Below are 23,939 nucleotides of genomic sequence, written 5' to 3'. Positions count from 1 at the left end.
CCTCGGTCAGCACGGCACCGGAACGCGCCGCGGCCCTGGCGGGGCGGGGCGGGGGCGGGGAGCCCGGCCTGGTCGCAGGCCGGCTGCCGGGTCAGGTCACCGGCGGGCATCCCTGAGGCCGCGGCCGGCCCTTCAGGTATCGGGTGCGTTCCTGGGGGGTGAGGTCGCGGTGGAGGGCGCGGCAGATCCCGTCGACCGCCTGGGGCGGCCGGGGGAGGTACAGGTGCCATCGCCGGATCGTGCCGTCGGTGGTGCCGGCGGCGAGTGTGGGCCGGCCGGGGCTGATGGCCAGCGCGGACACGGCCAGGCGCGGCCCCCGCAGGGTGGCGCGGACGGAGCGGGTGGCCAGGTCCCACAGCCGTACCGTGCCGTCGTCGTGGCCGGTGGCGAGGGTGCGGCCGTCGGGGCTCAGTGCCACCGACGACGCCGTGTCGCCGAGGACGGCGCGGCTCGCGCCGGTGGCCGTGTCCCACAGGCGTACCGTGCCGTCGGCGCCGGCGGAGACGACCGTGTGCGCGTCGCGGCTGAAGGCGAGGGCCGTCACGACGTCGGTGTGCCCGGTGAGGAGGATCCGTTTCCTGCCGGTGGCCGTGTCCCACAGCCGCACGGTCCCGCCGGTCCCGCCGGTGGCGAGGACACGTCCGCCGGGGCCGAGTGCCGTCGCGAGCAGGGTGTCGGGGCGGGGGCCCGGGTCCGTCACGGTGCGCGGCGCGCGGTCGTTCGCGTCGCGCAGGCGCACGGTACGGCCGTCCGCGCCGATCAGTGCGGCCCGCATCCGGCCGCCCGGCCCGGGGAGCAGTGAGGTCACCGCGCCGGTGCCGAGGGAACGGGCGCCGCGGGGCCGTGCGCCGGCCGCGTCCCACAGGCGGGCCGTTCCGTCGGCTTCACCGGTCGCCAGGGTGCGCCCGTCGGCGGTGAACGCCATGGACGACACGGTGGCGGGCCCGGCCCGGACGACGTCGGGTATCTCCTGGGCGACGTCCCACAGCCGGACGGTGCGGTCGCGGCTGCCGGTGGCCAGGGTGGTCCCGTCCGGGCTGAACGCCATCGCCGACACGCTGTCGGCGTGCCCGGTCAGGACGGCGCGGTTCTCGCCGGTGGCCGTGTCCCACAGGCGCGCCGTCCTGTCGTCGCCGCCGGTGGCCACCGTGCGCCCGTCCGGGCTGAACGTCACCGTGCGCACCGGCTCCGTGTGGCCGGTGAGCCGGGCGCGGAGCCGACCTGTGGCGGTGTCCACCAGTTCCGTCCGGCCCGAGAGGCCGCCGGCGGCCAGGAGGCGGCCGTCGGGGCTGAGGCTCATCGAGGTCAGGGGGCCGATCCCCGTGGGCCGGACGAGGCGGGTGGTGCCGCGGACGAGGTCGGCCACCCGGATCGTTCCGTCGGGTGCGGCGGCGGCGAGACGGCCGTCGGCGCCGTACGCGAGGCCGGTCACCGCTCCCCCGAAAGCCGGCAGGACGCGGCGGACCGTGCCCGTCCGCGTGTCCCGCAGCCGCAGCGCGCCGTGGGAGCCGCCCGTGAGGACGGCGTGGCCGTCGGGGCTCAGCGCGGCCGGCCCGCCTTCGGCCCGGCCGGTGGTGGTCCAGGTCCTCCCGTCCGCGGCGGCGGTCCTCAGCCGCAGGGTGGCGCCGGTCGCGCCGGCGGCCACGAGACGGCCGTCGGCGCCGTACGCGAGGCCGGTCACCGCTCCCCCGAAAGCCGGGAGCGCGCGGCGGGGCGTGCCCGTCCGGGTGTCCCACAGCCGCAGGGCGCCGTCGACGCCGCCCGCGGCCACCCGGCGGCCGTCGGGGCTGAAGGCCACGGCGCTGACGGGGGCGGTGGGTCCGCCGAGCCGGTGGCGCAGGGGCAGGGCCGCCGCGGCGTAGACGCTGGAGGCGGCCTCGGCCGTGGGGCGGGTGCGGTAGGCCTGGACGGCCAGGAGCGAGGCGAGGTCGGGGTCGTCGCCCAGGAGGGCCGCCGACTGGGCGGCCAGCTGGCGGGACAGGGCGGTCTTCTGTGCGGCGAGGGCCTGGCCGCGCCGGTGTTCGCTCGCCCGGTACTGGTGCCAGGCGATCAGGCTCGCGGTGAGGGCGCAGACGAGCAGGGCGGACAGGGTGCCGGTGAGGTGGCGCAGGCGGCGGGTCGTGCGGGCGGCCGCGCGGTGCTCACGGTCGCGGGCGGCCGCGCTGCTGGTGAGGAAGTCGCGTTCCAGGCGGTTCAGGTCGCCTGCGGTGCCGGCGAGCATCTCCTCGGCCGCGGCGAGGGGGGTGCCGCGGTACAGGGCGCCGGGGTCGCGGCCGAGGGCCTCCCAGGCGCGGGCGGCTTCGGTGACCCGGTGGCGGACCCGCAGGCGTTCCCGGGCCTCGTCGATCCACTTGCCCAGTCGCGGCCAGGCGGCGATCAGTGCTTCGTGGGCGAGGGTGACCGTGTGTCCGTCGAGCGTGACGAGGCGGGCTTTGACGAGGCGTTCGAGGACGTCGGCCGTGCCGGTCGGGGCGGCGGTGTCGAGTTCGTCGCGCGGGGCGGGGCGGCGGGTGTCCTGGGTGTCCTTTCCGGGGGTGACGAGCCGCAGCAGGATGCGCCGGGCGGCCTCGGCCTGCTGCGGGGTGAGCCGCGCGTACAGGTCCTCGGCGGTGCGGTTCAGGGCGCCGTGCACGCCGCCGGTCAGCTCGTAGGCGGCCAGCGTGAGCGTGCGGCCGCTGCGGCGGCGCCATGTCTCCAGCAGGGCGTGGGACATGAGCGGCAGTGCGCCGGGTTCGTCCCGGGTCTCCTCAAGAACGCGGGCCGTCAGGGCGCGCTCGACGACCAGGCCGGACTTCTGGGCGGGTCTGACGACGGCCTCGCGCAGTTCGTCGCGGCTCATCGGGCCGGCCAGCACGGTGGCGTCCTGCAGCGCGGCGGTCAGCCGGGGGTGTGCGGTGCAGCGGTCCAGGAAGTCGGCGCGGACCGCGAGGACGACGCGCAGCCGGCGGGCCGGTTCGGTGGCGGTCAGGAGGCGGTCGATGAACTGCTCGCGTTCGAGGGGGTCGGTGCACAGGGTGTAGAGCTCTTCGAACTGGTCCACGATCAGCCAGGTGTCGCCGTCTGCGGCGGCGGGTTCCAGGCGCTCGGCGTGGGTGCGGTGCGGGTGCTCGCCGGGGGTGAGGACCCGTATCGCGGCCGGGCGCGGTGCGGGGGTGTCCGGGCCGCGCAGGCGGGGGATCAGGCCGGCGCGCAGCAGGGAGGACTTGCCGCTGCCGGACGGGCCGAACACCGCCGTGAGGCGGTGGGACGCGGCGTGCCGCAAGAGGCGCTCGGTCAGCTCGTCGCGGCCGAAGAACATGGCGGCGTCGGCGGGTTCGAAACGGGCCAGGCCCCGGTAGGGGGGCTCGGTGTCCTCGTCGGTGCGGGGCCGGGCGGCTGTCTGCGCGGCCGCCTCGCGCCAGCGCCGCGTCCACTCCCCCGCCTCGCCGCCGCAGGCGCGGACGTAGGCGAGGACGACCGTCAGCGTGGGCAGGCGCTCCCCCGCGGCCGCCTGCGACAGGGTGCTCGCCCCCTGCCCCGTGCGCCGGGCCATCAGCCGGTAGGTGGGACTTCCCGCCCGGGCCCGCAGCGTGCGCAGCTCGGACGCGAACCGTTCGACAGGACCGGCACTCGGGTCCAGTGGGCTTTCCGGACGCCCCGCCATCGGCAGTTCTCCTGCGCGCCGCCGCTTCCCCCGTGGAGGCGGCGTGGTGGCGGCAGACGGTACGCGCGCCCGGGTGCGGGGGCAAACCATTGCGCGGGGGCCGGGCGTGTCCCGGCCACGGCCGCGGCTCCCGGCCGGGGGTGCGAAGACGCGTACGGGGGTGCCGGGTTCGCGGCTCGGGGTCGTGCCGGCGCCGCCCGCCGGGGTGTCTGCGCGGGCGCGGCGTGCGGTGCCGCTCCGCCCGCCCGCCGTACCCGGACGGTCGCGGTGCCGGGACGGGGTGCGCGGGCGAGGGTGGCGGGCCGGGGCGCCATGACCGGGAGGAGGGAGGGGGAGGGAGGGGGCGGGAGGGTGCGGGAGGGGCCGGGGAGGGTCTGTGGGCCGGTGGTGGGCGGGGTGGGCCGGCCGGCGGGTGGCGTGTGTGGTCGCTATGGCGGCTTTTGGGGTCTGACGGGTGGTCAGCGCTCTGGCGGAGGGCGTCTGACGTGCCGAGAGGTCCTCGTCACAGCACGGTGGCCGGCGTTGCCGTGTGTGTTCGTTCGTTGCTAGCTTCACTGCGCGAAGTGAGTTGGAAATACAAACTGAGATGGGACGAACATGAGCCTCCCTGACGGCCGGACCGCCGATACCCTCAGTCCCCCGCAGGCCCGACCGCGGCTCGGGGTGGTCTTTACGGTGATCGCCGCCGGTGTGGCCATGGCCAACCTGGACGTGTTCATCGTCAATGTGGCGCTGCCGGACATCGGGCACCAGTTCTCGGGGACGTCGCTGGCGTCCTTGTCGTGGGTGCTGAACGCGTACGCGGTGGTGTTCGCCGCGCTGCTGGTGCCGGCCGGCAATTTCGCGGACCGGGTCAATCCGCGGATCGCCTACCTGTCGGGCATCGTGCTGTTCACGCTCTCGTCGGTGCTGTGCGCGCTGGCGCCGGGGATCTGGTTCCTGGTCGGGGCGCGGGTGCTGCAGGCGGTCGGTGCGGCGATGCTGATCCCGTCGTCGCTGGGGCTGCTGCTGGCGACCGCGCCGCCCGAGAAGCGGCTCGCGTCGGTGCGCGGGTGGACGGCGATCAGCGGTGTGGCCAGCGCGCTCGGGCCGGTGCTGGGCGGGCTGCTGACGGACCTGAGCTGGCACTGGGTGTTCCTGGTGAACGTGCCGATCGGTGTGGCGGCGCTGCTGGGCGGTCTGCGGGTGCTGCCGCGGGTTCCCTCGCGGGACCTGCCGCGGGCGGACGTGCTGGGCGCGGGGGTGCTGACGGTCGCCATCGCCTCGGTCGCGCTGGGCCTGGTCAAGGGCGACGACTGGGGCTGGGCGTCGGCGAGGTTCATCGGCGCGCTCGTGCTCGGGGCGCTGCTGCTGGTCTGGTTCGTGGTGCGCTCGGCCCGCCACCGCTCGCCGGTGCTGCCGCTGCCGCTGTTCAAGTTCCGCGCGTTCAGCCCGGCTTCGTTCACCAACGTCCTGTTCGCCGTCGCGTTCGCGGCCATGCTGCTGTCGACCGTGCTGTGGTGCCAGGACGTGTGGCACTGGTCGGCGGTGAAGACCGGTCTGGCGATCTTCCCCGGCACGCTGCTGCCGCCCGCGCTGGCCATGAGCATCGGGCCGGTCATCCACCGCTTCGGTTCCGGCGTCGTCGCCTTCGCCGGGTGCGTCGTCTTCGGCGCGGGCATCGCCTGGTGGCTCACCCGGCTGGAGCCGGGCACCGGGTACGCGGCCGGGATGCTGCCCGGCATGCTGCTCACCGGCATCGGCGTGGGCCTGACCCTGCCCACGCTGATCAGTGCCGGTGTCTCCGGGCTGCCGCCGCAGAGCTTCTCCACCGGTTCCGGTGTCATCACCATGGCCCGGCAGGCCGGCACCGTGCTCGGCATCTCCCTGCTCGTGGCGACGATGGGCGCCTCCGGTGCGACGGCCCGTCAGGGCGCCGCCTTCGACCGGGGCTGGGAGATGACCCTGGGGGCCACCGCGGCCGCCGCGCTCGCCTGCTTCTTCCTCGGCAGCGTCGGGAAGACGCCGCGCCGGACCGAGGCGGGCGAAGAGGCGTGAGCGGCGCGCCGGTGACCGCGGGTGAGGCCGGCCGCCCGGCCGGGACCCCCGGGCGTCGCGGGCGCACGTGAGGCGGACACCGCCCGGCACGGTCCGACGGCCGGTCAGATCCAACGGATCTGACCGGCCGTCAGTTTTTTCCGGGGCCGCGTGCGGTGAATTCCGGTTTTGCGCGGCGCGTTCGGCGTGTGGACAAGTAGCGGATTCACAGCCGTCACCTCCGTTCGATACGTGGAGACATGACGCGTGCCAACCGGCTATTGCGGGGCCGGTCGCTGACAACGGTGTCTTTGCTTCCACGGAGGCGGACTGCCGTATTCCGTGCGGCCGTTCGCGTTTGGGCGGACCGGGTTCCCGCCGTCGATACACATTCCCGGCGGACACGACCTTACCGGCGCGTAACTCTTGCGTATCCGCTGATCGCAGGGATTGCCCGGGGGCGATGAAGATTGTTATTGTCGCTCGAACAATCGGGTTGGACATTCCAACTCGACCGCGTAGACCACGTACAGATGAGCCCCTTGAGTTCGGGCTCTGCACCATTGCACCGCGAACCGCGTGTCCGGCCGGGTTACGGCCCTGGACGGCGCGGATGTACCGCGCACGACCGGCAATTTCCGAACTCGCCCTGTACCGCCCGCAAGGACACACCCCCGTACCGCACGCACCGCATGCCCGGCTGCCGTCGAATACCCGGAGTGAGAGTGAGTCCCACCGAAACCCTGGCGGATCCCATCGACGTGATGGGCCGTCTGCTGTCCTTCGAGGGCAAGCAGAACCCGTACCCCCTGTATGAGCAGATGCGGGCCCACGGGCCGGTCGTCGACGTCGGCGGGGCCCACCTCTTCGTCACCGGCCACGCCGAGTGCGCGCGGGCGCTGCGCGAACCGGACCTGCTGTCGACCGACGCCTCCGTCCAGGACGTCAGGCTGCCCGGCTGGCGCGAGCACGCCTCCTGGGTCTGGCTGACCCGGAACATGCTCTTCGCCAACGACCCGGACCACGAGCGCTACCGGCGCTTCTTCGCCAGCGCGTTCTCCGCGCGCAGCGTGGAGAACTGGCGGCCCATGGTCGAACGCCGGGCCGCCGACACCGTCGAGCACGTCGCGCGGCTCGCCGCCGGGGGCGAACCGGTCGACCTGGTCGCGGAGTTCTCCTTCCGCATGGCCGTCGGTGTCATCGGGGAACTCCTCGGCATCCCCGACGAGGACCACGCCGGGTTCCGCTCCGGCGTCGGCGACATCACGCTGACCCTGGAGCCGATCCGCGACATGGGCCAGCTGACCGCGGGCGACGCCGCGATGGAGCGCTTCGCGGTCTACTTCCACGATCTGGTCGCCCGTCGCCGCGCGCACCCCGCGAGCGACCTGACCAGCGCCTTCGTCAAGGCCCGCGACGCCGCCGGCGAGCTCAGCGAGACCGAGCTGGTCGCCAACCTCATGCTGCTGCTGGTGGCCGCCACCGAGGCGCCGCAGGACCTGCTCAGCAACATGGTCCGCCTCGCCCTCGAACACCCCGGCGAGGGCGAGCGGCTGCGCGCCGACGAGAAGGCCGCGGCCGGCTTCGTCGACGAGACGCTGCGCTTCGAGCCGGCCGCGCAGATCCTGAACCGGGTCGCCGCCCGGGACCTGGAGTTCTTCGGCGTCAAGGTCGCCAAGGGCGTGCCGCTGACCCTGCTCATCGCCGCGGGCAACCGTGATCCGCGCCGGTTCACCGACCCCGGCGTCTTCGATCCCGCCCGGGCGGACAACAGCCCGCTCACCTTCAGCGGCGGCGCCCACTTCTGCCTGGGCGCGGCGCTGGCGCGGATGTCCGCCGAGACGGTCGTGCCGCTGCTGCTCAGGCGGCTGCCCGCCCTGCGGCTCGCCGGTCCGGCGACGTTCCGTGACCAGATCGTCCAGCGCGGGCACGGCCGGCTGCTCGTCACGGCCGGCTGACCCTCCGCGCCGCCCCCCGCAAGAGCCGTACGGCGGGCGGCCCCGCTGCCCGCACCACAGCAAGGGAGAGCACAGAAGATGGGCACGAACGTACCGTCGGACGAGGAACTCGCGGCATCGCTGGACGGTGATTTCACCAGCGAGTACGCCGACGTCAACGGGGTGAGGCTGCACTATGTGACCGGCGGGCAGGGCGATCCGCTGTTCCTGCTGCCGGGCTGGCCGGAGACGTGGTGGGAGTACCGCAAGGTGATGCCCCGGCTGGCGGAGCGTTTCCGGGTCGTCGCGGTCGACATCCGCGGCATGGGCGGCTCCAGCCGGCCGGATTCCGGTTACGAGAAGAAGAGCATGGCCGGCGACATCCGTGCCCTGGCCGAGCACCTCGGCTACGAGCGGATCAACATCGCCGGGCACGGCATCGGCGCGATGGTCGCCTTCGCCTACGCCGCGAACCACGAGGCGGCGACCGAGCGACTGGCGATCATCAACACCACGCACATCGACGACAGTTACCAGGAATTCCGGCTCATGCCCAAGCCCGAGGAGCCGGGCCCGCACCGCTGGTGGCTCGCCTTCAACATCGTGCCCGGCTTCCCCGAGAAGGCGCTCGCCGGCCGCTACCGCATCATGGTCGACTACATGCTCGGCCTGAGCCTGGTGAACCCCGACGCGGTCCTGCCCGAGGACCGGGAGGTGTACGCGCGGGCGTACGACTCGCCGGAGGCGATCCGGTCCAGCCAGGCCTGGTTCCAGGCCTACCAGCAGGACATCGACGACTTCCGCGGCTACGGCAAGCTGTCCGTGCCCGTACTGGGCCTGGCCTACGGCGGGTTCTTCGACTACATGCGGCGGGTGCTGCCGGCCTGCGGCAGCGACGTCCGCGTGGTCGAGGTCAAGGACACCCGCAACTACATGGTGGAAGAGCAGCCCGAGACCGTCGCGGCCGAGCTGACCAAGTTCTTCGGCTGACACCCTCCGGCCCGGGGCGGGCCCGTGTGCGCGGACCCGCCCCCGGCAGGCACCACGCGTGACACCCGGCGCGGTGGTCACGTGATGACCCTTTACCCCCACACCTGAACTGGACGCTGTCTTCGCATGCTGAACACTGACGGGGCGACACCGGGAGCCCTCCTGAGAAAACCGGTGAGCGGGTGGCTTGAGGCGGAGGATCATCTGCGCGGGTTCGGCGGGTTCCACGGCGGGCTCGCCCTCGCCCTGCTCACCTCCGCGATGCGGGCGCACGCCCCCGGGCTCGAACTGCAGAGCGTCACCGGCCGGTTCGACCGGCCCGTCGACCCGGGCTTCACCGTCGACAGCTCCCTCGTGCGCGCCGGGCGGACCCTCAGCGTGGTCCGCGCGCAGGCGCAGGGCGAGAAGGGGACGGCGATCGAGGCGTCCGCGGTGTTCGCCCGCCCCGGCGAGGGCTCCTGGCAGCCCGTCGCGCCCGAGGCGCCGAAGGCGCCGCGGCCGCAGGAGTGCGAGGTGTTCGCCATTCCGGCGGAGTTCGTGCCCATCGCCACCAGCATGGAGATCCGTCCCGTCGGCCCGGCGCGCCCGTACGCGGGCGGCCCGGTGCCCGAACTGATCGCCTGGGTACGGCTGGTGGAGGACGACGAGGCGCCGGACGTGCTGCGGTTCGTCCTGCTGATGGACGCGCTCGCCCCCTCCTACGCGGCGATCCTGTCCACGCTCGCCGTCGTGCCCACCGTCGAGCTGACCGTGCGCCCGGGCCCGGGGCTCGCCGGCGCCGCCTCCCCGTGGATCCTGCTGCGGGCCACCACGCGTGCCGCCGGGCCCGACGGCTGGGTGGACGAGCAGGTGGACGCCTGGTCCGTGGACGGGACGCACCTGGGCAGCGCCCACCAGCTGCGGGTGGTCCGCGCCGTCTGACGCACTCCGCGTTCTACCGGAGATCACGCACGTGTCCCGCACCGAGACCGACACGAAAGGCCGTATTCCCGTGAGACCGTTGCCACCGTCCGCCGGATCCTCGCTCGTGCACGTCCTCCAGCACCGCGCCGAAGAGACTCCCGACCGGCTCGCGTTCCGCTTCCTGCCGGACGGCACCAGCGACCACCTGATCGACTGGACCTACGGCGAACTCGCCGCCCGCGCCGGCGCCGTCGCCGCCCACCTGCACGAACGCGGCCTCGACGGCGGCCTGATCGTGCTGGCGCTGGACCCCGGACTCGACTACGTCGCCGGGCTGTTCGGCATCATGCAGGCCGGCTGCACCGCCGTACCGTGCTTCCCGCCGTTCGGGCGGCGCGCCACCGCGCGTTTCCTGTCCGTCCTCGACGACTGCGCGCCCCGCGCCGTGCTCACCGACCCCCGCTTCGCCGGCCAGGTCGAGCAGTTCCACGCGCAGCTCACGGCCGGCGGTGAGCGGCCGCAGTGGATCTTCCCCGAGCCGGACTTCTACCGGCTGGAGCCGGGCGGCGAGGTGCCGCTGCGCGCGGTCGAGCCGGCGCTGATCCAGTACAGCTCCGGTTCCACCGGGGACCCCAAGGGCATCGTGCTGACCCACGAGAACCTGCTGAGCAACTGCCGGGTCCTGGACGCCCACATGGGCTACGAGGAGGACCGCGTCGGCTGCTCGTGGCTGCCGCCGTACCACGACATGGGGCTGATGGGCACCATCATGCTGGCCGTGCACGGCGGCTGGCCGCTGGTCATGCTGTCGCCGATCCACTTCGTGCAGGACCCCTACCGGTGGCTGAAGGCGATCACCGACCACAAGGTGACCATCTCGGTCGGCCCGAACTTCGCGTTCGACCTGTGCGCGCAGAGCATCGGCGACGAGGAGGTGGCCACGCTCGACCTGAGCCGGCTGCGGCAGGTGTTCTGCGGCAGCGAGCCCGTCTCCAGCAACACCATGGACCGCTTCCGGGAGCGGTTCGCGCCGGTCGGGTTCGACGCGGGCAGTTTCATCCCGTGCTTCGGGCTGGCGGAGGCCACCTTGTTCGTCTCCGGCAAGCCCGAGGCCAGTGACCGCATCCGCACCGAGTGGCTGGACAAGGACGCGCTGGAGCACGGTCACGCGCGGCGCGCCGCGGACCCGGACGGCGCGGACGCGGTGGGCGTGGTCAGCTGCGGGGTGGTCGCCGAGAACCACGAGGTCCTCGTCGTCGACCCGCACACCCTCGCGACCCTGCCGGAGGGGGAGGTCGGGGAGATCTGGGTCGGCGGGGCGAACGTGGCCGCCGGCTACCTGGGGCGCCCCGAGCTGTCCGCGAGCACCTTCGGGGCCCGCCCCGCCAGCGCCGGCTCGGACGGCTCCTATCTGCGCACCGGCGATCTCGGGTTCTTCCTCGACGGGGAGCTCTTCGTCACCGGACGGCTCAAGGACCTCATCGTCATCAGCGGCCGCAACCTGCACCCCCAGGACATCGAGCACTCGGTGCTGCGCGCCGACGAGGACCTGCGCCGCATCGCCGCGTTCGCCGTGCGCAGCGAGGCGCGTGACGAGGAGGAGGTCGTCCTGGTCGCCGAGTTCCGCGGCACCGCGAAGGAGTTCGCGCTGAAGGAGAAGGAGCTTTTGGAGCGGGTGACCGCCGCGGTGACCGAGGAGCACGGGGTGCGGCCGGGCCGGGTGCACATCGGGCCGCCCGGGACGGTGCTGATGACCACGAGCGGCAAGGTGCGGCGCCGTGACACCCGCAAGGCGTACCTGGAGGGGACCCTCAAGGCGTTCGCGGGCGCCGCTGCGGCGGGCGTGTCATGAGCGGCGTCCGGACGGGAGTGGGCGAGGTGCCGGCGCGGTCCGGGGCCGCGGCGGGGGTGGACCGCGGGGCGCGCAGGCTGGCCTGGGTGACCGTGGGCGTGCCCACGCTGGGTACGGCGGCGGCGGTCGTGTTCGCGGTGCGGTACGGGTTCACGTGGGTGGACGGGCTGCTGCTGGTGGTGATGTACGCGATCACGTCGCTGGGTGTGGAGGGCGGTTTCCACCGGTTCTTCTCGCACCGCTCGTTCGCGGCCGGCCCGGTCGTCACCACGCTGTGGGGCATCGCGGGGAGCATGGCGGCGCAGGGGCCGGTGGTGTTCTGGGTGGCCATCCACCGCCAGCACCACGCCTTCACCGACCGCGACGGGGACCCGCACTCGCCGCGCGCGCTGGGGCCGGGCTGGTCCGGGCGGCTGCGCGGGTTCTGGCACGGGCATGTGGGCTGGCTGTTCACCGTGCAGCGCCAGGACTGGGCCAGGCGTGCGCCGGACATGGTCCGCGACCGGCTCGTCATGCGCCTGAACCAGTACTACTTCGTGTGGGTGCTGGCCGGTCTCGTGCTGCCGGCCCTGGCGGGGTGGCTGCTGTCGGGGGGCACGGTCCGCGGTGCGGTGGGCGGGCTGCTGTGGGGCGGGCTGGCCCGGATCTTCCTGCTGGACCACGTCACCTGGGCCGTGAACTCGATCGGCCACACGGTGGGCAGCCGGCCGTACCGCACCCGGGACACCAGCCGCAACGTCGCGCCGCTGGCGGCGATCTCGGTGGGCGGTTCCTGGCACAACAACCACCACGCGCGGCCGTCGCTGGCGCACAACCGGCACAACCTGCTGCAGATCGACCCGACGGGTGCGGTCATCCGGGTCCTGGACGCCGTCGGGCTGGTCCGCGACGCGCGTTACCCCGACCGTATGCGCCCCGAGCACGCCTCCGGGACCCGGTCCGTTTCGAACCGAGAGGAAGGGAGTTGAACGATGTCCGCCACCGCGGCCGCGAACGCTGTCGTCCGGCTTGACCCCGTCAGTCTGCGGATCAAGCGGTTCTCCGCTCTGACCACCATGACCCTGCCGCTGATCGGTACCGCGGCCGCCGGGTATCTGCTGTGGACAGGGCGGTACACCGCGACGGATCTGTGGCTGTTCGCCGCCATGTACTTCGTGCACATGTTCGGCATCACGGTGGGGTTCCACCGTTATCTCGCGCACAAGGCGTTCAAGACGTCGTCCGTCTTCGAGGCGGTCATGATGATCGCCGGGTCGATGGGTGCGCAGGGCCCGCTGATGTTCTGGGTCATCACCCACCGCCGCCATCACCGGTTCAGCGACCAGGAGGGCGACCCGCACTCCCCCAACCTGCACGGGTGGGCGTTCAAGGCGCGGATGCGCGGCCTGTGGTACGCGCACATGCCGTGGATGCTGAGCCCGGAGGCCAGCAAGGTCACCGTGTTCGGGCCGGACGTGCTGCGCAGCAGGCGGCTGATGTTCTTCAACCGGACCTATCCGCAGTGGGTGCTGCTCGGTCTGGCGATCCCGGCCGTGGTCGACTTCGCGGTCGTGCGCACTCCGATGTCCCTGCTGGGCGGTCTGGTGTTCGGCGGGCTCGCCCGGATCTTCGTCGCCAACCAGGCGGCCTGGTGCGTGGGTTCGATCTGTCACGCCTTCGGCGGGCGGCCTTTCGACAACGAGGACCGCAGTGCCAACAACTGGCCGGTCGCGGTGTTCACCTTCGGCGAGGGGCTGCAGAACAACCACCATGCCTTCCCCGGCTCGTTTAGGCACGGCGTCACCTGGTGGGAGCCCGATCTCAGCGGCTGGCTGCTGATGGGGCTCGGCCGGCTGCGCGTCGTATGGAGCCTGCGTGAGCCCGACAAGGAGACCATCGCGCGGCGCAGGCAGGAAGCGAAGACCGCGGCCTGATTCAGGGCCGTACCCGCATTGTGAGACGAGGAAGGGCACACCCATGTTCAACCGGAAGAAGATCCAGCGTCCTGAGGGGCCCCTGACCGAGCAGGGGCTGCGCCAGTGGCTCGTCGACTACCTGGTGGTCCACGTGGAGATCCCGCGCGAGGACATCGACACCGCCAAGACCTTCGAGGCCTACGGCCTGGACTCGCGGGTGGCCGTGCAGGTCTCCGGCGCCCTGGAGAAGGTCATCGAGCGCCGCCTGTCCCCCGGCCTGCTGTACGAGTACCAGTCCATCGACGCGCTCACCGAGTATCTCGCCGCGGAGCTCAAGCTCTAGCCGCCTGGAAGGAGAAGAGGACATGGGTGCTTTCGACTTCCCTTCGGCGCCGGAGGAGAGTTTCCGGGCCTTTCTGCGCCAGGCGGAGCAGCTGGAGGGGGAACGCCTGGCCGGGGCGATACCCAAGGAGTACTTCGAGCCGCGTGTGGGGCGGGGCCTGATCGGTTTCGCGGTCAGCTGGCTGCTGTACGCGGGAGCGATCGTGGGCGTGGCGTACGCGCCGAGCTGGCTGCTGTGGATCCCGCTGTGGATCGTGGCGGGGCTCGGCGGGTGGGGGCTGCACTGCATCGCGCACGACTGCGGGCACGGTTCCTTCTCGCGTTCGCGCCGGTTCAACTACGCGATCGGGCATGTGTCGCTGCTGCCGCTGGTCTATCCGTTCCACGCGTGGCGGCACGTGCACAACATGCATCACAGCAGCACCAACCACCTGGAGTTCGACACCGACTGGCGTCCGGTGCCGGCGGGCATGTTCGAGCGGATGTCCCTGTGGGACAAGACGGTCTACGTGTCCACCCGCACCTGGGCGTTCTGGGGCGGCACCATCAACTACTGGGCCGAGTCGGCGCTGCGTCCGGGGTTCTTCCCGAAGGCGAGCCAGCGGCGCGAGGTGCGGCGTTCGATGCTGTTCGTCGCCGCGGTGATCGTGCCGTACGCGGCGGTGCTGGTGTACTTCACCGGGTTCACCGGGCTGCTGATCTATTTCGTGGCGCCGTGGCTGGCGACGCACGCCTGGTTCAGCGCCACCACGCTCATGCACCACAGTGCCAGTGACATCCCGTACCTGACGGCCGAGTACTGGACCCGCAACGCGAGCCGGCTGCTGGTGACCACCGACTACGTGTACCCGCGGTGGCTGCTGTTCCTGACGCACAACATCTCGATCCACACCGCGCACCATGTGGCGCCGGTGGTGCCGTACTACAACCTGCCCAAGGCGCAGGAGACGCTGAAGGCCCGCTATCCGGGCATGGTGCGCGAACGGCGGTTCTCGTTCGGGCAGATGTGGGAGATCATCCGTCATCTCCACTTCTACGACACCGAGTCCGGGTTCTACGCGGACCTGGCGCGCAACAAGGTGGAGCCGAAGGTCGCCGTGTCCCGTGCCACCGAGGGCGCCCAGTGATCAGCAGGCGGCTGCGCAGGTACGCGCACACCGCGGTGGGCGCGGTGGCGCCCGCCGTGGCGGTGCGGTGGGCGACGGACGTGTTCAGCAGTACGCGGACCTACGGGTTGCGCCCGGACGACGTCCTGCCGCTGGGCGCGGCCCACTTCGCGGTCCGCGGCGACGAGGACGTCACCGACGGGTTCGCGTGGAACGAGGGCGGCAGCGAGGGCAGTGCGCTGCTGGTGCACGGGTGGGCGGCGAACAGCAGCAGCATGCACTCCCTCGTCCCGCCGCTGCGCGGCCTGGGGTTGCGGGTGGCGGCGTTCGACGGGCCCGCGCACGGGGTCCGCAAGGGCGATCAGGCCACGATGACCCAGTACACGCGGTCCGTCGGCGCGGTCCTGGACACGCTCGGGGACGTGCGGGTGGTGGTGGCGCACTCGCTGGGCGGGATCGCGGCGATCGGCGCGGTCGCCGCGCACACCGGCCGCAGGCCGCAGTGCGCGGTGCTGGTCGCGCCGCCGGCCTCGCTCGGAGACGTCCTGGAGCGCTGGGACGGCGGCGGGCTGCGGCTCACCCGGTCGCTGGTGGAGGGGATCTACGGGGAGCTGCACCGGCGTAACGGGGTGCCGGTCAGTCACTGGGACCTGGTCGCTCTGGGTGCCTCGCTGGATCTGCCGACGCTGGTGCTGCACGATCCGGGCGACGCCATGGTCCCCTACGGCGACGCCCAGAAGGTGGCGGCCGGGCTGAAGGACGCCCGTCTGGTCGACCAGACGGGCGGGCACATGGGCATCCTCATGTCCCGGGACGTCGCGTCCCTGGTGTCCCGGTTCGTCGCACAGCACCTGGCCGCCGGGGAGGGCCCGCACACGCACCTGCACCGTGAAGGAATCGTATGAGCGACACCCCTGGCAAGCGGGCCTGGATGTGCCTGCTGTGCGGCTGGGTCTACTACGAGGCCCTCGGCCTGCCGGAGGAGGGCATCGCGCCGGGCACCCGGTGGGAGGACATTCCCGACGACTGGGAGTGCCCGGCGTGCGGGGCGAGCAAGGAGGACTTCGTCATGGAGGAACTCTGAGGCACGCCCCGGTGGGTGGCGCCCGGGTCAGCGGGGGCGGGAGGCCAGGTCGAGGGCGATGTCGATGATCATGTCCTCCTGGCCGCCGACCAGGCGCCGCCGGCCGCATTCCATCAGGATGTCGCGGACGTCGACGTCGTGGCGCCGCGCGGCGATCTCCGCGTGGCGCAGGAAGCTGGAGTAGACGCCGGCGTAGCCCAGGGTGAGGGTCTCGCGGTCGACGCGGACGGGCCGGTCCTGCAGCGGGCGGACCAGGTCGTCCGCGGCATCCTGGAGCTTGAACAGGTCGCAGTGGTGGGTGAGGCCGGACAGGTCGGCGACCGCGATGAACGCCTCGATGGGGCAGTTGCCGGCGCCCGCGCCGTGTCCGGCGAGCGAGGCGTCGACGCGGTGGGCGCCGTGCTCGACCGCGGTCAGCGAGTTGGCGACGGACAGCGAGAGGTTCTCGTGGGCGTGGATGCCGATCTCGGTGGCCGGGTCCAGGACGTCGCGGTAGGCGCGTACGCGGGCGGCGACGTCGTTCATCGTCAGCCGGCCGCCGGAGTCGGTGACGTAGACGCAGTGGGCGCCGTAGGACTCCATCAGCTTGGCCTGGCGGGCGAGTTGTGCGGGGTCGGCCATGTGGGAGAGCATCAGGAAGCCGGAGACGTCCATGCCCAGGTCGCGGGCCGCGGCGATGTGCTGGGCGGAGATGTCGGCCTCGGTGCAGTGGGTGGCCACGCGTACCGAGCGGACGCCGAGGTCGTAGGCGTGCCGGAGTTCGTGGATGGTGCCGACGCCGGGCAGCAGGAGGGTGGTCAGGCGGGCCCGCTTCAGGACGGAGGCGGCGGCCTCGATCCATTCCCAGTCGGTGTGGGAGCCGGGGCCGTAGTTGAGGGAGCCGCCGGCGAGTCCGTCGCCGTGGGCGACTTCGATGGCGTCGACGCCGGCCTCCTCCAGGGCGACGACGATGCGGGTGACGTCGTCGGGGGTGATGCGGTGCCGGACGGCGTGCATGCCGTCGCGCAGGGTGACGTCCTGGACGAAGACCGGGGTGCTCACTTGGCGGCCTCCTTGGCGGCGGCGATCTTCTCGGCCATCCGCACCGCGGCCGAGGTCATGATGTCGAGGTTCCCTGCGTACGCCGGGAGGTACATGCCCGCGCCCTCGACCTCCAGGAACACCGACACCTGGTGGGTGGGGCGGGCGGCGGTGCCGTCGGCCAGCAGGGTGGCGACGGGCTGGTCGGCGGGGATCTCGCTGATCTGGACGTCCTGGACGAGCTGGTAGCCGGGGACGTAGGCGGCGACCTCGGCGGCCATCGCGCGGACGGACTCGGTGATCCGCGCCTTGGCGCTCTCGCCGTCCTCGCCGTCGGGCAGGGTCGCGAGCGCGAAGACGGTGTCGCGCATCATCAGCGGCGGTTCGGCGGGGTTGAGGATGATGATCGCCTTGCCGCGCTCGGCGCCGCCGACCTGCACGATCGCCGCGGAGGTGGTCTCGGTGAACTCGTCGATGTTGGCGCGGGTGCCGGGGCCGGCCGACCGGGAGGCGATCGAGGCGACGATCTCGGCGTAGGCGACGGGGACGACGCGGCTGATCGCGGCGACGACGGGGATCGTGGCCTGGCCGCCGCAGGTGACCATGTTGACGTTGGGGGCGTCGAGGTGTTCCCCGAGGTTGACCGCCGGGACGACGTAGGGGCCGATCGCGGCCGGGGTCAGGTCGATCATGCGGATGCCGAGGGGGCGCAGGGCGGCGTCGTTGCGGTGGTGGGCGCCGGCCGAGGTGGCGTCGAAGACGATGCCGATCTCGTCGATCTGCGGTGACTTCAGCAGTCCGTCGACGCCTTCGGCGGTGGTCTCGAAGCCGAGGCGGCGGGCGCGGGCGAGGCCGTCGGAGGCGGGGTCGATGCCGGCCATGGCCGCCATCTCAAGGTGCTCCGCGCCCCGCATGATCTTGATCATCAGGTCGGTGCCGATGTTGCCCGATCCGATGATGGCGACCTTGGTCCTGCTCATCGTGCTCCCTTGGCGGAGAAGGTGACCGACACCGTGCCGAGGCCGGTGACGGTGGCGTGTACGGCGGCGCCGGGCGTGACGGGGCGCATCGGGCCGAGGGCGCCGGAGAGGACGACCTGCCCGGCGCGCAGGGGGTCGCCGAGGTCGCGGGCCGTGCGGGCGAGCCAGGCGACGGCGGTGACGGGGTCGCCCAGGCAGGCGGCGCCGGTGCCGGTGGAGACGGTCTCGCCGTCCACGGTCATGGTCATCTCGGCGGTGACGGGGTCGAAGCCGGTGAGCGGCAGGCGGCGGGTGCCCAGGACGTAGGCGCCGGCCGAGGCGTTGTCGGCGACGGTGTCGGCGAAGCTGATGTCCCAGTCGGCGACGCGGCTGCCGCAGATCTCGATCGCGGCGACGGCGTGGTCGATGGCGTCGCGTACCTGGGCGTCGTCGAGCGGGCCCTCGGCGAGGTCGGCGCCGAGGACGAAGGCGATCTCGGCCTCGACGCGCGGCTGCAGGACGGTGCCGGCCGGCACGGACGCGCCGTCGGGGTAGGCCATGTCGTCGAAGAGGACGCCGAAGTCGGGCTGGTCGACGCCGAGTTGTTGCTGTACGGCGGTGGAGGTGAGGCCGATCTTGCGGCCGACGACCCGCGCACCGGCCGCGATCCGCTCGGCGGCCAGGTGCCGTTGCACGGCGTAGGCCGTTGCGACGTCGTCCCGGCCGATCAGGTCGCGCACGGGCGCGGCGGGGGTGTGGGTGGCGGCGGCTTCGCGCAGGCGGGCCGCCGCCGCAAAGACCGGATCGGTGCCGGTGGCAGGGCCGGTGCCGGGGGTGGGCTGGTTGGGGGGCATGGGCTCCAATCTGCGCCCTGATGCGGGGCGGGCTCCATGGCGGCGTTCCACTCAGCGGTACGCTCTTTCGTCATGGAGGACCGCGACACCGTCCTGGGCAAGGCGCTGATGATCCTGCGGGCGTTCGGCCCGGCCGACTCGGTGCTGCCGCTGGCCGAGCTGGTGCGGCGTACCGGTCTGGCCAAGGGCAGCGTGCACCGTGTCGCCGCGGACCTGGTGCGCCACCGGCTGCTCGACAAGGGCGAGCACGGCTACCGGCTTTCCGGCGGGCTGTTCGAGCTGGGTCTGCGGGCCTCGGCCGAGCGGACGCTGGTGGAGCTGGCGATGCCGTTTTTGCAGGACCTGTACGAGCGCACCCACGAGACGGTGCATCTGGGGGTGCGTGAGGGCCGGGAGGTCGTCTACCTGGCCAAGATCGGCGGGCACCGGCAGGCCAGGGCCCCCTCGCGTACCGGCGGGCGGATGCCGGTGCACTGCACCGCGATCGGCAAGGTGCTGCTCGCCCACGCCGCGCGGGAGGAGCGGGCCGCGGTGCTGACCGGGCCGCTGGAGCGGCGTACGCCCCGTACGGTGGTCGCGCCGGGCATGCTGCGCCGGCAGCTGTCGCGGGTGCTGGAGTCGGGTGTGGCGTTCGAGCGTGAGGAGTCGACGCCGGGTCTGCTGTGTGTGGCGGCGCCGGTGCTGGGGGGCGACGGGCAGACGGTGGTGGCCGCGGTCAGTGTGACCGGCCCGGTGGGGCGTTTCCGTCCCGAGTCGCACGCGACCGCGGTGCGTGCCGCGGCGGCGGCCCTGGGTTCCACGCTGGCGCGCCGGCGCGGCTGAGGAGCGTCGTCCCGGCGGCGGGCGGGGGCGGTGGCGGTGATCGTTCTAGGCTTCGTGTCATGGTGGATTCCTCTCGCGCCGCCGGCACCCAGACGCTGGCCCGTGGTCTGCGCGCCCTGCAACTGGTCAGCACGGCGGGTGACGGTCTGAGCATCCAGGAGGTCGCCGGTGCGCTGGACGTCCACCGGTCGATCGCCTCGCGGCTGCTGTCGACGCTCGCGGACTTCCACCTCGTCACGCGTGGCGGTGACGGCCGCTACCGCACGGGCACCGGGCTGGCCGCGCTCGCCGCGGGCATCCACGCGACGCTGCGGGCGGCCGCGGATCCGGTGCTGCACGAGCTGGCCGCCGGGCTCGGTGCGACGGTGTCGCTGCTGGTGGTCGAGGGCGGCCAGGCGGTGGCCCTGTCGGTGGTGGAGCCGCCGGGCGGGGCGTACCGGCTGAGTTTCCGTACGGGCAGCCGGCATCCGCTGGGGCGGGGGTCGGCGGGGGTGGCGCTGCTCGCGGCGCAGTCGCCCTCCCCCGGTGAGGCCGCGAACGTCACGGAGGCGCGGGAGCGCGGCTTCGCGGCGACGTTCGGCGAGGTGGAGCCGGGTGCGTACGGGGTGGCGGTGCCGGTGGCGGTGGAGGGGCTGCCGGCCGCCTGTCTGAATCTGATCACCTCGCGTGCCGAGATCGCCGGGCGGGCGGCGCCGGCGCTGGTGGCGGCGGCCGAGCGGCTGCGCGGCGACCTGGCCTGAGGCCGGCGCGGGGGCGGGCGGCTCTTGACTTTTGTTCCGTCCCGGGCGTTCCATGAGCCCGCTCGTGCACATACCGATTCCTCATGTGCATATAACGCACGGAGAGGCAGGCCATGTCCATCACCCAGGAGTCCGCGGCGCGCGAACTCACCCTCCCCTCGGGCCTGCGTATGCGGTACTACGAGGCCGGAGCGGCCGGTGCCCCGCCCGTCGTCCTGCTGCACGGCTCGGGCCCCGGCGCGACCGGCTGGTCGAACTTCTCGGGCAACATCGGCGAGCTCGCGGCCGCCGGATTCCGCGTCGTCGCGCCCGACATGCCGGGCTGGGGCGACTCGGACGCGCAGGCGGTGCGGGACATGGACCACGATGCGGCGCTGGTGGGGTTCCTCGACGCGCTCGGTCTCGCGCGGGCCGCCCTCGTCGGCAACTCGATGGGCGCGCACACCGCGATCCGCTTCGCGACGCTGCACCCCGGGCGCCTCACCCACCTGGTGACCATGGGTGCCTCGCTCGGCCGCGGCCCGGCCACCCTCTTCGGCGCGGGCGACGGCCCGAGCGAGGGGCTGAAGGTGCTCGTGCGGGCCTACCGGGACCCGAGTGTCGAGAACATGAAGGCGCTCGTCGAGATCATGACGTACGACAAGGAGCGCTTCGCGACGCCGGAGCTGGTCCGGGCCCGTTCGCAGGCCGCGCTCGCCCGCCCCGACCACCTGAGGAACTACGTCGAGGGCCTCCCCGACGGCGCGCCGATCCCCATCCGGGTCGACCGCGACAAGATCCCCGGCATCCGGGTGCCGACCCTGCTGATCCACGGCAAGGACGACCGGGTCCTGCCCTACGAGATCAGCCTGTGGCTGCTGGCGAACATCCCCGACTCGCGGCTGGTGCTGCTCAACCGCTGCGGCCACTGGGCGATGATCGAGCACGCCGCCGAGTTCAACCGCCTCGTCACCGGCTTCCTGTCGCACAACTGAACCCGATCGGACCGTACTTCCATGACCACCTACGACACCGACGTCGTTGTCGTCGGGGCCGGCCCGGTCGGCCTCACCCTCGCCAACCTCATCGGCGTGCGCGGCCACCGCGTCACCGTGCTTGAGGCCCGCCACGAGCTCATCGACTACCCGAGGGGCGTCGGACTCGACGACGAGTCCGTGCGCACCCTGTGCACGGCGGGCCTGTGGCAGCAGGTCCAGCCCTACACCGTCCCGCACCACGTGGTCCGGCTGGTCAACGGCGCGGGCCGGGTGCTGGCCACCAACGACCCGAGGACGCAGGAGTTCGGCCACCCGCGCAAGCACGGCTTCATCCAGCCGCTCGTCGACCGGGAACTGGCCGCCGGACTCGGCCGGTTCCCCGACGCCTGCCTGCGCTTCGGCCACCGGGTCGTGGACCTGCACGACCACGGCGACCACGTCACGGTCACCGCCGAGCGGCTCGACGCGGGCGGGGAGGCCGCCGGGACGGTCACCGTCACCGCCCGCTACGCCGTCGGCTGCGAGGGCGGCAGCTCCTTCACCCGCAAGTGGATGGGCGTCGGCTTCGAGGGCCGCTCGCCCTCCACCCGCTGGGTGGTCATCGACGTGGAGAACGACCCCGTCGGCACCCCCTCGGTCTACCTCGGCGCCGACCCGCGCCGCCCGTACGTGTCCATCGGCCTGCCGCAGGGCGTGCGCCGCTGGGAGTTCATGCTCCACGACGACGAGCCCACCGAACGCGTCGACGACCCCGCGTTCCTGCACGCCCTGCTCGCGCGGCACGTCCCCGACCCGGCCGCGCTCACGGTCATCAACCGGCGCACCTTCACCCACCACGGCCGCGTGGCCACCGACTTCCGCAAGGGCCGTGTCTTCCTGGCCGGCGACGCCGCCCACCTGATGCCGGTCTGGCTCGGCCAGGGCTGGAACTCCGGCATCCGCGACGCCACCAACCTCGCCTGGAAACTCACCGCCGTCCTCGGCGGCGACGCCGGCGACGCCCTCCTGGACACCTACACCCAGGAACGCCGCAAGCACGCCTGCGACATGATCGACGTGAACATGGCCGCCGGCACGGTCATGAAGATGGGCCGCTTCGCGGGCCGGCTGCGCGACGCGTGCGCCGCGGCACTCAACCTCGTGCCGAAGTGGAAGTCGTACTTCACCGAACTGCGCTTCAAGCCCATGCCCCGCTACGACACCGGCGTGGTCGCCGACCAGGCCACCCTCACCCCCGGCAGGGCGCGCCCCGGGTTCAAGCACGGCCGCCTGGCGCCGTTCACGGACTCGGCGGGCCGGCTGTCCCCCGTCGGACTGCAGTTCATCCAGCCGCGCGTCAACACCGCCGCCGCCACCGGCGTCCTGCTCGACGAGGTCACCGGACCCTGGTGGACCCTCGCCACCTGGGGCACCGACCCGACCGCGTTCCTCTCCCCCGCCGACCTCGCGCTCGTGCGCCGCCACCGCATCCGCCTGGTCTCCTTCATGCCGGAGACCCAGCGCGCCTGGGCCGAGAAGCGCTACGCCGCCTCCCCCGCGCCGGTCACCGTCGTCGGCGACCCGGACGGGGCCCTGAAGAACTGGTTCGACGCCCGCGCCTGCGGCCTGGTCATCCTGCGCCCCGACCGTTTCGTGGCCGCCGCCTGCCTCACCCAGCAGGCCCCGCGGGCCCTGGCCGCCGTCGCCCGGGCGGCATCGCTCACCGCCGAAGGAGACCGGGCATGAGCCTCGCCCTCGTCACCATGTCGCACAGCCCCCTGCTGGCCTACGCGAACCCGCCCGCCGAGGTCACCGAGGCCGTCCAGGGCGCCTTCGCCGCCGCCCGCGCCTTCGCCGAGGACTACGACCCCACCCTGGTCGTCTCCTTCGCCCCCGACCACTACAACGGCTTCTTCTACGACCTGATGCCGCCGTTCTGCATCGGCTACCAGGCCCTCGGAGTCGGCGACTACGGCACCGCGCGGGGCCCGCTGGACGTGCCCGCGGCGCGCGCCGAGGAACTGGCCCAGTGGGTCGCCGAACGCGACGTCGACGTGGCGATCTCCCGCCGCATGGAGGTCGACCACGGCGCGGTCCAGCCGCTGGAGATCCTCTTCGGCGCCCTCGACGCCGTGCCCACCGTCCCGGTCTTCGTCAACGGCGTGGCCCGGCCGTTCGTGAACATGCGCCGCATCCGCCGCCTCGGCGAGACGATCGGCTCCTACCTCGCCGCGCTCGGGGGCGAACGGGTGCTCGTCATCGGCTCCGGCGGCCTCTCCCACGACCCGCCGGTCCCGCAGTGGGCCACCGCCGACGAGGGTGCCCGCGCCCTGCTCCTGGACGGCAGGCACCCCACGGCCGCGGCCCGCGACGCCCGGCAGCAGCGGGTCATCGACACGGCGGCCGCCTTCGCCGCGGGCACGGCCGCCATCCGGGACCTCAACCCCGCCTGGGACCGGGCCCTGATGGCGACGCTCGCCTCCGGCGACCTCACCCCGCTCGACGCCATGACCCCCGAGCACATGGCCGAGGACGCCGGCAACTCCTCCCACGAGGTCCGCACCTGGATCGCCGCGTTCGCCGCCCTCGGCGCCGCGGGACCCTACGACGTCGCTTACGAGTTCTACCGGCCCATCCGGGAGTACATCGCCGGCTTCGGCGTCATGACGGCCCGCACCAGGCCCTGACCGAGAACGCCCCGGGCCGCCGCGCGGGACCGGCACCGCGTACCCGCCCGCGCGCGGTGTCCGCGAGGCCCGGGGCGGGGACGGGGACGGCCTCTTGAGCGCTGCCCGTCCCCCAGCACCAGCGCGGCAGCCC

The 23,939-nt window shown here is 73.1% G+C and carries 20 protein-coding genes; 16 read left to right on the top strand and 4 right to left on the bottom strand.

Features of this window, described 5'->3' with window-relative positions; translation table 11 throughout:
* Window positions 1-91 precede the first annotated feature (91 nt).
* Entirely contained in the window at window positions 92-3,643 is a 3,552-nt protein-coding gene (locus ACWDD7_RS33760; protein ID WP_450460190.1) for an nSTAND1 domain-containing NTPase, read from the bottom strand.
* 597 nt (window positions 3,644-4,240) lie between these two features.
* On the opposite strand from ACWDD7_RS33760, the gene ACWDD7_RS33755 reads away from it, so the two are divergent.
* From ACWDD7_RS33755 to ACWDD7_RS33705, 11 genes are all read left to right on the top strand, one after another.
* Window positions 4,241-5,680, top strand: a complete 1,440-nt coding sequence (locus tag ACWDD7_RS33755; protein WP_450460189.1) for a DHA2 family efflux MFS transporter permease subunit — start codon at window positions 4,241-4,243, stop codon at window positions 5,678-5,680.
* 704 nt (window positions 5,681-6,384) lie between these two features.
* Window positions 6,385-7,617 (top strand): cytochrome P450, encoded by a 1,233-nt coding sequence (locus tag ACWDD7_RS33750; RefSeq protein WP_450460188.1) that lies wholly within the window; start codon window positions 6,385-6,387, stop codon window positions 7,615-7,617.
* Between the two features lie 78 nt (window positions 7,618-7,695).
* A complete protein-coding gene (locus ACWDD7_RS33745; protein WP_450460187.1) occupies window positions 7,696-8,586 on the top strand; it encodes an alpha/beta fold hydrolase in 891 nt (296 codons plus the stop codon).
* Window positions 8,587-8,760: 174 nt separating this feature from the next.
* Window positions 8,761-9,507 (top strand): thioesterase family protein, encoded by a 747-nt coding sequence (locus ACWDD7_RS33740; protein WP_450460186.1) that lies wholly within the window; start codon window positions 8,761-8,763, stop codon window positions 9,505-9,507.
* Between the two features lie 106 nt (window positions 9,508-9,613).
* Window positions 9,614-11,341 (top strand): fatty acyl-AMP ligase, encoded by a 1,728-nt coding sequence (locus tag ACWDD7_RS33735; RefSeq protein WP_450460185.1) that lies wholly within the window; start codon window positions 9,614-9,616, stop codon window positions 11,339-11,341.
* Window positions 11,338-12,309, top strand: coding sequence for an acyl-CoA desaturase (locus ACWDD7_RS33730; protein ID WP_351870856.1), 972 nt, complete (start codon window positions 11,338-11,340; stop codon window positions 12,307-12,309). Before ACWDD7_RS33735 ends, ACWDD7_RS33730 begins: the two co-directional genes overlap by 4 nt.
* Window positions 12,310-12,312: 3 nt before the next feature.
* On the top strand, window positions 12,313-13,254 hold the full coding sequence (locus ACWDD7_RS33725) for an acyl-CoA desaturase (RefSeq protein ID WP_450460184.1): 942 nt from the start codon (window positions 12,313-12,315) through the stop codon (window positions 13,252-13,254).
* A 43-nt stretch (window positions 13,255-13,297) separates the two neighbouring features.
* On the top strand, window positions 13,298-13,579 hold the full coding sequence (locus ACWDD7_RS33720) for an acyl carrier protein (RefSeq protein WP_351870850.1): 282 nt from the start codon (window positions 13,298-13,300) through the stop codon (window positions 13,577-13,579).
* Window positions 13,580-13,601: 22 nt separating this feature from the next.
* On the top strand, window positions 13,602-14,705 hold the full coding sequence (locus ACWDD7_RS33715; RefSeq protein WP_351870847.1) for a fatty acid desaturase: 1,104 nt from the start codon (window positions 13,602-13,604) through the stop codon (window positions 14,703-14,705).
* Window positions 14,702-15,589, top strand: a complete 888-nt coding sequence (locus tag ACWDD7_RS33710) for an alpha/beta fold hydrolase (RefSeq protein WP_450460183.1) — start codon at window positions 14,702-14,704, stop codon at window positions 15,587-15,589. The genes ACWDD7_RS33715 and ACWDD7_RS33710 overlap by 4 nt, the downstream gene beginning before the upstream one ends.
* Entirely contained in the window at window positions 15,586-15,768 is a 183-nt protein-coding gene (locus tag ACWDD7_RS33705; RefSeq protein ID WP_285556240.1) for a rubredoxin, read from the top strand. Before ACWDD7_RS33710 ends, ACWDD7_RS33705 begins: the two co-directional genes overlap by 4 nt.
* Before the next feature lie 27 nt (window positions 15,769-15,795).
* Here ACWDD7_RS33705 and dmpG read toward each other — a convergent pair whose 3' ends face one another.
* The 3 genes from dmpG to ACWDD7_RS33690 are packed head-to-tail and all read right to left on the bottom strand — an operon-like array spanning window position 15,796 to window position 18,601.
* Window positions 15,796-16,809 (bottom strand): 4-hydroxy-2-oxovalerate aldolase, encoded by a 1,014-nt coding sequence (dmpG, locus tag ACWDD7_RS33700; protein WP_351870841.1) that lies wholly within the window; start codon window positions 16,807-16,809, stop codon window positions 15,796-15,798.
* On the bottom strand, window positions 16,806-17,768 hold the full coding sequence (locus ACWDD7_RS33695; protein WP_351870838.1) for an acetaldehyde dehydrogenase (acetylating): 963 nt from the start codon (window positions 17,766-17,768) through the stop codon (window positions 16,806-16,808). The genes dmpG and ACWDD7_RS33695 overlap by 4 nt, the downstream gene beginning before the upstream one ends.
* Window positions 17,765-18,601, bottom strand: coding sequence for a 2-keto-4-pentenoate hydratase (locus ACWDD7_RS33690; RefSeq protein ID WP_450460182.1), 837 nt, complete (start codon window positions 18,599-18,601; stop codon window positions 17,765-17,767). Before ACWDD7_RS33690 ends, ACWDD7_RS33695 begins: the two co-directional genes overlap by 4 nt.
* A 72-nt stretch (window positions 18,602-18,673) precedes the next feature.
* Between ACWDD7_RS33690 and ACWDD7_RS33685 the strand changes: the two genes are divergently transcribed.
* The 5 genes from ACWDD7_RS33685 to ACWDD7_RS33665 all read left to right on the top strand — a co-directional run bounded on the left by ACWDD7_RS33685 (window position 18,674) and on the right by ACWDD7_RS33665 (window position 23,806).
* Window positions 18,674-19,423 (top strand): IclR family transcriptional regulator, encoded by a 750-nt coding sequence (locus ACWDD7_RS33685; protein WP_351870833.1) that lies wholly within the window; start codon window positions 18,674-18,676, stop codon window positions 19,421-19,423.
* A 59-nt stretch (window positions 19,424-19,482) separates the two neighbouring features.
* Entirely contained in the window at window positions 19,483-20,163 is a 681-nt protein-coding gene (locus ACWDD7_RS33680; protein ID WP_450460181.1) for an IclR family transcriptional regulator, read from the top strand.
* Window positions 20,164-20,276: 113 nt separating this feature from the next.
* The gene (locus tag ACWDD7_RS33675) at window positions 20,277-21,137 is read left to right on the top strand and encodes an alpha/beta fold hydrolase (protein WP_351870828.1); all 861 of its coding nucleotides are present in this window, start codon (window positions 20,277-20,279) and stop codon (window positions 21,135-21,137) included.
* 21 nt (window positions 21,138-21,158) lie between these two features.
* Window positions 21,159-22,865, top strand: a complete 1,707-nt coding sequence (gene mhpA / locus ACWDD7_RS33670) for a bifunctional 3-(3-hydroxy-phenyl)propionate/3-hydroxycinnamic acid hydroxylase MhpA (RefSeq protein ID WP_450460180.1) — start codon at window positions 21,159-21,161, stop codon at window positions 22,863-22,865.
* Window positions 22,862-23,806 carry a 3-carboxyethylcatechol 2,3-dioxygenase gene (locus ACWDD7_RS33665; protein WP_450460179.1) on the top strand — a complete coding sequence of 315 codons (945 nt, stop codon included), beginning with the start codon at window positions 22,862-22,864 and terminating at the stop codon, window positions 23,804-23,806. The genes mhpA and ACWDD7_RS33665 overlap by 4 nt, the downstream gene beginning before the upstream one ends.
* Window positions 23,807-23,939: the final 133 nt, after the last annotated feature.

It is taken from the genome of Streptomyces sp. NPDC001056 (assembly GCF_053598955.1).
The sequence above is the reverse complement of the archived record's forward strand: the minus strand, read 5'-3'. Positions and strand labels throughout refer to the sequence as shown.